Source organism: Kribbella sp. NPDC056345, assembly GCF_042262745.1.
Lineage (GTDB): Bacteria > Actinomycetota > Actinomycetes > Propionibacteriales > Kribbellaceae > Kribbella.
This window is the reverse complement of sequence record NZ_JBHJQQ010000027.1, coordinates 16,562-25,193: the sequence shown is the minus strand read 5'-3', so window position 1 is coordinate 25,193 and position 8,632 is coordinate 16,562. Positions and strand designations below refer to the sequence as shown.

Here is an 8,632-nt window from a genome sequence, read left to right as displayed (position 1 = left end):
ATGAGTGATGGACGGGCAGAACAGGCCGACGCGGCGCTGGAACGGCTGCAGGACCGGCTAGCGGTGACGGATGCACGGGATGCGGCCGACGAGGCGCTGGCGGCGATCGAGCGGCACCCCGGCCGGGAAGGCAACGCCGAGCTGGTGCTGGACGGGCTGTCGGTGCTGTGGCTGGCCCGTGGCCACCTGGACGAGGTGGAGCGGCGGCTGCTGATCCACGGCCGCGAAACCGAGGGCTTGACGCTGGAGGCGCTGGCGCCGGCGCTGGGCGTGAAGTCCAAGCAGGCCGCCGAGCAGCGCTACCAGCGCCGGGTCCGCAACGCGACCGGCCGCGACCTGACCGAGGCACGGCGACGTGCCCGGCAGGAGGCCGCTTTCGCTGCGTGGCTGGAGATCGCCGAGACCACCACGACCCGCCGCGACACCCTCGCTCAGGCCGTGACCGCGTTGTACGAGGTTTTGGCATCAGCGGCCAGGCGTGAAACCGCGACCGATGGCTGGGAGCGGCTGGGTGGCCTGCTGGACAAGATCAAGTCCGGCACCGCGTCACCGAGTGCCTGGGAGACGGTGCTGGAGGGTGCGGAGACGACCGCTGCCATCACCTTGCGCAGCCGCGAGGCTTTCACCGCGTCCGATCTCGAGATCGCCGAAGCCGTGCTCGCGCTGGCGGAGGATGCCCGCCGTCACATCCCGGAATGAACCGTGCTCCCCGCGGGGAACCGCCCGCGGGGCAACCAGGAGGGAGAAACACTCCATGGACAAGCCGATCGAGAAGGTGCTGTCCGGCGACCAGATCGCTGACGGCCACGGGCGGTGGAACCGGATCCATGCCGTACGGATCACCGGCGGCGCCGTGAGCATCGACCACGACCGCAAGCGCAACGTGCTGTACCGGACCGGGACGACGGTCCAGGTCCGCAGCTGCTGAACCACCAGTGCCACAGGCAAGGAAGGCGGCCGGGACCGCCCTTAACGGCCCCGGCCTCCGCTCATCGAACCACGAGCGCGAGGACACCAACACCATGACCAACCCGAACGAGCACGCAACCGTCGCCAGCCGCCCTCCGTACGGACAGGAGGCTTCCCGATGATCACCGAGACCGCCGGTCGCTGCTGGATCCTGGAGCGCGATGGTGACCAGTGGCACTTCCCGACCAGGAAGGCCGCGACCAAGTGGGCCGGCAAGAACTACACCGGCAAACCCGCACGCCGCTCAACGGTGCCGTGCTGGATCGCCACCTGCAGCACCCCCGGCTGCGACGGCTTCGAGGGCACCGAAGACGGTGACCACGCACACATCGCGGCCCTGAACGCCAAACACGCCCTGACCGAACTGGGCGAGCTGAGGCTGGACCACGGCGAGCTGCTGTGCACCGACTGCGTCGAGAAAGCGAAACCGCCGGCCCCGGCGCCCGGTACCCGGCCGACCACCCTCACCTACGACGACATCGCCCACGCGCTGATCCTGCTGGTCCAGCTGCGCAAGCAGCTCCCTGGCTACCTGCCTCACGGGTCGACCGATTACGACACCCTCGCCACTGTCGAGGCTTTGGTCGGACACCACCCGGTCGGAGCAGACAAGGAACGGCTGTACGTCCATCCGTTCGCGGTCCAGCCACCACTGCCCGACATGCCGCCCGTCTCGATCGCGACCGCTGGGAGCCTGCGATGACCGACCAGAACACGCTGACCAGCCCGACGATCGTCGACCCGGTCGCCATTCGGCGTGAGCTCACCGAGCTCGCCAAAAAGCATGGTGAGGACACAACGCGCCTCAAAGGAATGGACTACCGGCAGGCCTACCTGGTGCAGCGGGACCTGCAGGCCAACGAGGATCAGCAGCGCATGCTGCAGCTACAGCTGCAGCAGACCGAGACAGCTGAGGCGACCGCACTCGCGGCAAAGGCCCATGCCATGGCGAGCGATGTTGCCGCCGAGATCGGGCGGGCTGACGCCAAAGCCGGTTTCGCCGCCCCGGTGCAGCTGGTCGTGGCTGGTGCGGTCGCGAGCGGGACCGCTGGTATCGACGGCCCGCTGCAGGTCGCGGCCGTGGTGCTGCTGCTGGTCGCGGTGATGCTGGCCTCCGGGGCGGTGCTGTCGCGGCTGCCACGGCGCCGGCCGGAAACACACCACGACTGGATGCAGTTCGCGACCGTACGCACCATGGAAGGCGACGAGCTAGCCAAGCGACTCAGCAACGACGCCGACGTGGCCGACGCGGCCTGCCTGCGCGTCGTGACCCTGTCGCGGATCGCGTACCTGAAGCACCGCCTGGTCCGGCTGTCGATCCAGACCGGCACCGCCGGGCTGCTGGTCGCGGCACTCGCCGCGCTGATCGGAGCGTGGTGACCATGGCGGTGAACCGTCTCGACATCCAGGAGATCACCGTGGCCGACGTCGTCGACGTGATCACCGCGCTGGAGATGCTGCGACGAGCACTCCCGCCCAACCTGGTTTCACAGGTGCTGAACCCGCACCTGCACGCCGCGATGCTGCGCAACGCGACGCTGGTCGACGTCGACCCTGTCCCGGGCCGCCCGGAGCTGGTGAGGTCCTCAGTACGCCCGTTCCGCGTCGTACCGAACCCGCCAGCCACCAGCCAGGGAGAACCGCGATGAAGACCGCGACGAACGCGATCGCATGGCTGAAGACCCAGTGGGCACACCGGCGCCGCCGGGCCGCGAGCAAGAAGCAGTGGCTGCAGGCCGACAGCCTGGCCGATCTGGGGCTGTTGACCGCGCGCTGGCTGGAAGGCGATCTGGCGTTCCACACGAACGGGTACGACGTGCCGGACGAGGAGACGCTGCCCTTGGTGCCGGTGCTGGCCGCCGTGAACCGGGCCGGGTTCGTCACCGAGGGCTCCCAGCCGGGCGTGATCGAAGACGACGGCGGGATGCAGCGGGCCACGGTGCAGGGCTACGTCGACGACGAGCAGCTGCTGTGGTCGATCGTCGCGGCCGCGCGGGTGCGCGGCCTGATCTGCATCGTGAACACCGCCGGCAGCCCGATCCGCCAAGGCTCAGTGGTCGTGACGTCGTACGGCGCATCGTTCGGTTCCTGGATGTCGGCGTCGGCCATCCGGCTGATGTTCGGCGCGTGCAACCGCACCGCGGTGAAGGCGGTGAGCGCGGCGGTGCAGGTGACGGTGATCGACCCGGTCTGGGGACGTGACACCGTGCTGTGGTCAACCCTGACCGCCGCCGTCACCGCGCTGGACGGCAAGCAGCTGCTCGAGGTGACGCCGGGACGGCTGGATCCGGATCCGGCGCCGTACGTGGCGGAGTGGTCGGCGCCGATCGGCCCGACCAAGCGGGCGGTCTACCTGTCCGGGCCGGGAGAGCACCGGATGACCAAGCCGGTGCTGGTCGCTCGCGACCCGGAAGCGCCGTTCCGGGCAGTGGAGGGCCTGCCGTACGAGGTGACGGCCGAAGGCCTGGCCGACTGGCGCTGGTGGGCGGCGGCCTGATGTGCCGCGCGGGTGGCCGGCGCTGTACCGGCGGCGACAGCATGACGCGCGAGAACATGGCGGCCAGGCAGCGCCTGAGCCGCGCCAGGAAGGCAGTACGACGGGAGGACGGCATGACCGAGCAGGAATCGACCCGCGAAGAACGGGCCGCGTCGATCGCCGAAGTACGGCACTCAACCGCGCTGGAAGGCCGCCGGTCCACCGATGCGGCCAGGGCGCTGCAGGACCGCTACATCGACGGCGAGTTCGGCGTCGACGAGCTGGTCCGCCGTGGGCAGCGCCTCTACGGGCTGCCACCCCAGCCCGGCGACATGGTCATGGACGACGAGAAGGGCACGGTGCCGATCGGCGACGTGTTGCCGGGTGCGTTGGTCTGCGGGCCGCCCGGTGTTCGGCTCACCGCCGGCGACGTCGACGAGGTGCAGAGGTTCCGCGCCTACCTCGAGGACGGCGGTGCCAGCAAGGACCCGGCGACCCATCTGGCTGCTCTGCGCAAGCACTACCCCGACGAGCCCGAACCGGCTTCCTGACCCACCCTGTACGGCGAAGGCCTCCGACCAACATCCCGGTCGGAGGCCTTCGTCTTGCCCCGCACCCGGAGCATCGCTGCTGAAGTCCCACACACCTCTTGCACTAGCAGTGAGCGGCCGGGAGAGCGGGATCGCGGCAGGTGCGAGATCAGGTGCCGGCAGCGTCCTGACCGTCGGCCATGGCGTCGAGGACGTCGGGTAGCTCGGCACCGGTCGCCTTGGCGATGTAGGCGGCCAGATGGACGTGCTGACTCAGTGCCGGGTGCGTGGGCGGCGTGATCCACACGTCGGGCCGGTCGGCTTCCGGAGGGGTGCTGTTACGGGTGAGCTGGGCGAACAAGCTGGCGGTTCCGGTGTCGTACCCCCAGACGCTGCGGTCTTGCCACCCATCGAGCAGCAGCCGGTTGATCGAGTCCTGCCGGCGGTAATCCATGACCACCAGTCTGAGTCCTCTGTCTGACCGTTCAGGGGAGCGGTGGCGCGCGTCAGCTGTCCGGTCGAAGGTCTTTGCCGCGTACCCATTCGGAGTGGCCGTGTTCGTTGGTGAGGCGGGCCAGCCACTGCTGCCCGGCGGCCCGGTCGGAGGGCAGTACGTCGCGGATCCAGACGTCGATCGTTCCGGCCGGCACCCAGGTCACCTTTTCGACGGGGATCGGCTCGGGTGGGATCCGGACGGCGCCGAGCCGGTTGCCGACTCTGCCGGCGAGCTGGTTGAGATCGGCCGCGAGCTGAGCTTCGGATTCCCGTCCGGTACGGCCTGGCGTGCACCAGGTGCCGGCCAGCGAGTCGTACACGGCGTACGCGCCGGTGTCGTTGCGCCGCACCAGGAACCGGACCTCCACGCGCCCAGTATCGAACAGGTGTGCGAAAGAAATGAAGACCCGTGGAGTTTTAGACAATGAAGCGTTGACGAATACTGCAGGGCTGGTTACCGTCAATGCCATGTTGTCGTTTATTGGTAGGGAGGTGCCGTGATGGCGAGATCGCCTGAGCGCAAGGAAGACGCCGACACGGCGGGGGAGCTTCCGGCTGAGCTGGCCGCCGAACTCGATCGCCGAGATGCCGCGTACGCCGTTCGGCGTGCTGTGGTGCTGGTGTGGCTGGCGTTGAGCTGGCTGGTGGTCGGGCTGGCGGTGTCGTGCCTGGTCCAGGGGTATCCGGGGACGGCGGTGTGGCTGGTGGTGGCGGGAGCTGGAGCCGCGGCCGGTGTGGCGCTGCTGTGGTCCCTGGAGCGGCTGGGCCGCCGGCATCTGCTCGGGAATCGGCGGGCGCTGGTCGACCACTTCGCCGGGCGGCCGTGATGGGCAGGCCTGCGAAGCCGAAGCCGGCCCCGATCGAGCCGGAAGACGCGCTGGACCGGCTGCACACCCGCTACGGCGGCGACAGCCCCCGCAGTGTGTTCGAGGCCGCGGTGAGCGACCTCCAGACCGGGCGCAGCTCCGATCGGGCGGTGGTGCTGGACGCGCTGGCGATGTTGATGCTGCTGCGCGAGGAACTGGACGAGCACGAGCGCGAACTGCTCCGGATCGGCCACGACGAGCTGTCGATGGCCATGTCGGACCTGGCACCAGGGCTGGGAGTGACGTCTCGGCAGGCCGCCGAACAGCGCTACCAGCGGCGGCTCAACGGTGCGAACCCGTCCAGTGCCCGCCGCCGGCGGTCTTCCCACCTGAGCTTCTTCTGGTGGGTCAAGACCCACCAGGCCGATGTCATCGCGGCCGTCGAAGATCTGCTGGTTGCGGTCAACGGCAGCGCGCAGCTGAAGACCGGCGACTACACGCTGATCGACATGCAGATCCTGTTCAAGATCGGCCGCGATGCCGCAGATGCGGTCACCGCCGCCGAGACCACGTACGACCCGGAAACGGTCGCGAAGGCCGATCGCGTGAACGAGCTGCACCGGATGTATCGGGCCGCGCAGAAGACTCTGCGTTCCCGGCGCGACCCGGACGAAAAGAGAGTTCAGCTGGCCCCGATCGAGTCCTGGGGCGAGTGACTGGGTGCGAGTGTCGGTGCGATCCGGCATCGTCAACACCAACACCTCGACGAGAGGAACCACGATGAAGAAGACGATCACGAACTGGCCGGACACCACTGGTGCGCTGCCACCGGGTGACCACCCGTACGGCGTCGCGTTGTGGCTGCTGGGCCGTCACCCGCAGCTGGCCCACCTGGTCGACCGGGTGCCAGGGATTGCCGGCGTCGAGAACGGCCGGGCGTCGCTGAACCTGGACCTGCTCGCGGCAGCGTTTGCAGAGGTCGATGCCTACAAGGCCGCGTACAAGGAGGCCTTCGGGTGGAACGTTCCTAGTGACGCCGAGGCGGACCGGTTCCAGGCCGACCAGCCGAACCCCGGCCCGGCCGCGGACGAACTACTGGTCATGTCGAGTACCGAGCTGAGTCGGCTGCGGCTGCTGGCGACCCTGTCCAGCGAGGGAGTGCAGTTCAAGGTCTCGCACTTCCGTGCCTTCGATGACGCCGGCAACAGGCTGCTTGGGGACTGGCTCGACGCCGTCCGCAACGGTTGAGCCTGCACCTGTACGACGCGATAGGCGGCCGGGACCGCCCTTAACGGCCCCGGCCTCTCGTCATCACACCACGCGAGAGGACAACAAACCCATGAACACCCCACGAGGCAGCTGGTACCCCGAGATGCCGCCGGCGCTGCCCGGCGAGACCGACGACGAATACACCAACCGGCTGACCGGCGCGGACGGCACCGATCGCCGCCCGTACGACCATCACCGCGGCAAGCAGTGCTCGATCGGCGTGCATGAACAGTGCAGCGATCAGACCGGGGATTGGTGTGGGTGCCCGTGCCATCGCGAGAGCCCGGCCCCGAACCAGGCAGATCCGATTGTCCGGATCGATCGAGTACGGCCTCGCGAACCGCAACCCATCGACCCGGCCGAACTTGCTGCGGCCGCGGCCCTGGCCCGCCAGGCGCACCAGACCGCCGGCCAGCTGCAGCTGCTCGCCGAGCGGATGAACGATCTGGGATGGCGCACCGACGAGTACAGCTGCGACGACCTGATCGCGGTCGCGAAGTCCCTGATGGGCATGAGCATGCGGGCCGCGATGCACTCCGGTGACACCGCGGTCCTGAACGACGTCAGCGGCCGCAACTGGAAGCCGATGTCCGCCGGCGATGTGCTGGGAGGCGATGAACAGTGAGCACCCGCAACGAGCCGGCGCTGGAGCGGACAGCGCCCCGTAGCGTCGAGGACTGTCCGAGGCCCCGTTCGGAGTACGTCGACCTGAACGAGGCATGGGGAGACATCATGTGGTTCGCACAGATGAGGAGGCCGGCCAGGCTGGCGTCTGAGGAAATCGATCTGGGATCGAAGATCCGGGCCGCCAGCAATCTGCAGTCGGCTAGCAAACGGTTCCTGGAAGCGGCCGTGTTCGGACTGCTGGACGAGGGCATCGGCCCGGACGAGATTGCCGAGCTGACGGGTCACCCGGCCGACGTGATCCGCGACTGGATCGACCAGGACGCCAGGACACGGGCCCGGCGTGACTACTCCGTGGCCTACTACGAGCGTCACCCTGACCGGACCCCGAAGGAGTGGTACGCCGTGCAGGACGGCGACCCTGCCCTGCCGGAGACGCCGATCGGTGTCCGGACCCGCGAGGCCGGATCCGGGGCAGTGGCTGCTGGCACCGGGCCGGTGGCCGGGGAAGAAGGCCCGCGATGAGGCCCGCGAACAGCTGGGACGAGCACAGCTGGATCCTGCTGCCCGAGGCCGAAGAGCTCGTACCGGCGTTCAGGGCTGCCGAGGAGCTGCTGCTGGATCTCGCGGTGAGCGAAGAGGAGTCGGCTACCGAACAGGAGCCGTGGCGGCTTCCGAAGCCGATCGCGGGCCGTGAGGCGCTCAACGCGTTCTATCGGGTCTGGGAGGTGCTGCGGGGTGCGATGGACGAGCTGGCATGGCCGCCCGTCGAGCCGGACCAAAGCGTCCGGCCGCGGCTGTACAGCGACGGGAAGGAGCGCGTGCCGTTCCGGGCCGTGCAGATCGATGCCGCCGACCGGTTGCTGCTGATGGACGCGGTGGCCAAGATCGAGCTGGCCACCACTTCGACCGAGCGGGCCAAGGTTGCCGACCCCGACGAGCTGCGGCGGCTGCGTGATCTGGCCGAACTGCTCGATCTGATCTGTGACGGTCAGGAGACGGTGGACCTGCAGTCGAAGCTGGTCCGTCCCCTGCTGCTGTTGACGTTGCTGCTGAACCAGGTGCCCGATGACGACACCCGTCTCATGGTCGACGTGATCTTGGTGGCCGGTGACACCGTGGAGCTGTCGCCGACGCAGTCGGAGGCCTACGGCCGGGTCGCGACCAGGGTGAACACGATCATCACCGGCGGCGACCCGATCGCCCGCTGGGTCTACTGACCCCGGCTTCTCGACACCCTGCGATCGGTACGTCGTTTGTCGGTGGCGTGTTCTACAGTCGGGTCTGCGGTCATTGAGACCGTGGGCCCGGCTCGAGGCCCGGTTCGTCTGGCCCAGACCAGGCGAGCACACCGAAGGTGCTCCGCACCGGGCCCCACCCCCTTCTGCTGGTTTGTCGCTGGTCTCGCTCTTGGCGGGCTGGTGAGTCTGGGATCACCGCGCCCCGCGGAAACGAGAGCTCGA

Annotated in this window: 15 protein-coding genes; 13 read left to right on the top strand and 2 right to left on the bottom strand. The window is 68.8% G+C overall.

What is annotated here, in order from left to right; all coding sequences use genetic code 11:
* From ACFCV3_RS41715 to ACFCV3_RS41685, 7 genes are all read left to right on the top strand, one after another.
* On the top strand, positions 1–699 hold the full coding sequence (locus tag ACFCV3_RS41715; RefSeq protein ID WP_376040841.1) for a hypothetical protein: 699 nt from the start codon (positions 1–3) through the stop codon (positions 697–699).
* Positions 700–754: 55 nt separating this feature from the next.
* Entirely contained in the window at positions 755–928 is a 174-nt protein-coding gene (locus tag ACFCV3_RS41710) for a hypothetical protein (protein ID WP_376040838.1), read from the top strand.
* 159 nt (positions 929–1,087) lie between these two features.
* Positions 1,088–1,672 (top strand): hypothetical protein, encoded by a 585-nt coding sequence (locus tag ACFCV3_RS41705; protein WP_376040837.1) that lies wholly within the window; start codon positions 1,088–1,090, stop codon positions 1,670–1,672.
* On the top strand, positions 1,669–2,349 hold the full coding sequence (locus ACFCV3_RS41700; RefSeq protein ID WP_376040834.1) for a Pycsar system effector family protein: 681 nt from the start codon (positions 1,669–1,671) through the stop codon (positions 2,347–2,349). Before ACFCV3_RS41705 ends, ACFCV3_RS41700 begins: the two co-directional genes overlap by 4 nt.
* Positions 2,350–2,351: 2 nt before the next feature.
* Positions 2,352–2,618, top strand: coding sequence for a hypothetical protein (locus ACFCV3_RS41695; protein ID WP_376040832.1), 267 nt, complete (start codon positions 2,352–2,354; stop codon positions 2,616–2,618).
* The gene (locus tag ACFCV3_RS41690; RefSeq protein ID WP_376040830.1) at positions 2,615–3,466 is read left to right on the top strand and encodes a DUF6919 domain-containing protein; all 852 of its coding nucleotides are present in this window, start codon (positions 2,615–2,617) and stop codon (positions 3,464–3,466) included. The genes ACFCV3_RS41695 and ACFCV3_RS41690 overlap by 4 nt, the downstream gene beginning before the upstream one ends.
* Before the next feature lie 41 nt (positions 3,467–3,507).
* Positions 3,508–3,996, top strand: a complete 489-nt coding sequence (locus ACFCV3_RS41685; protein ID WP_376040827.1) for an antitoxin VbhA family protein — start codon at positions 3,508–3,510, stop codon at positions 3,994–3,996.
* Positions 3,997–4,144: 148 nt separating this feature from the next.
* On the opposite strand, the gene ACFCV3_RS41680 is transcribed toward ACFCV3_RS41685, so the two are convergent.
* A complete protein-coding gene (locus ACFCV3_RS41680; protein WP_376040824.1) occupies positions 4,145–4,429 on the bottom strand; it encodes a hypothetical protein in 285 nt (94 codons plus the stop codon).
* Positions 4,430–4,481: 52 nt separating this feature from the next.
* On the bottom strand, positions 4,482–4,838 hold the full coding sequence (locus tag ACFCV3_RS41675) for a hypothetical protein (protein WP_376040821.1): 357 nt from the start codon (positions 4,836–4,838) through the stop codon (positions 4,482–4,484).
* Positions 4,839–4,970: 132 nt separating this feature from the next.
* On the opposite strand from ACFCV3_RS41675, the gene ACFCV3_RS41670 reads away from it, so the two are divergent.
* The 6 genes from ACFCV3_RS41670 to ACFCV3_RS41645 all read left to right on the top strand — a co-directional run bounded on the left by ACFCV3_RS41670 (position 4,971) and on the right by ACFCV3_RS41645 (position 8,389).
* Entirely contained in the window at positions 4,971–5,297 is a 327-nt protein-coding gene (locus ACFCV3_RS41670; protein WP_376040818.1) for a hypothetical protein, read from the top strand.
* Positions 5,297–5,992, top strand: a complete 696-nt coding sequence (locus ACFCV3_RS41665) for a hypothetical protein (protein ID WP_376040815.1) — start codon at positions 5,297–5,299, stop codon at positions 5,990–5,992. The genes ACFCV3_RS41670 and ACFCV3_RS41665 overlap by 1 nt, the downstream gene beginning before the upstream one ends.
* 64 nt (positions 5,993–6,056) lie before the next feature.
* Positions 6,057–6,524, top strand: a complete 468-nt coding sequence (locus tag ACFCV3_RS41660) for a hypothetical protein (RefSeq protein ID WP_376040812.1) — start codon at positions 6,057–6,059, stop codon at positions 6,522–6,524.
* Between the two features lie 91 nt (positions 6,525–6,615).
* Positions 6,616–7,170 (top strand): hypothetical protein, encoded by a 555-nt coding sequence (locus tag ACFCV3_RS41655; RefSeq protein ID WP_376040809.1) that lies wholly within the window; start codon positions 6,616–6,618, stop codon positions 7,168–7,170.
* Positions 7,167–7,694: a hypothetical protein gene (locus ACFCV3_RS41650; RefSeq protein ID WP_376040807.1), complete on the top strand. Its 528-nt coding sequence runs from the start codon at positions 7,167–7,169 to the stop codon at positions 7,692–7,694. The genes ACFCV3_RS41655 and ACFCV3_RS41650 overlap by 4 nt, the downstream gene beginning before the upstream one ends.
* The gene (locus ACFCV3_RS41645) at positions 7,691–8,389 is read left to right on the top strand and encodes a hypothetical protein (RefSeq protein WP_376040804.1); all 699 of its coding nucleotides are present in this window, start codon (positions 7,691–7,693) and stop codon (positions 8,387–8,389) included. The genes ACFCV3_RS41650 and ACFCV3_RS41645 overlap by 4 nt, the downstream gene beginning before the upstream one ends.
* Positions 8,390–8,632 lie beyond the last annotated feature (243 nt).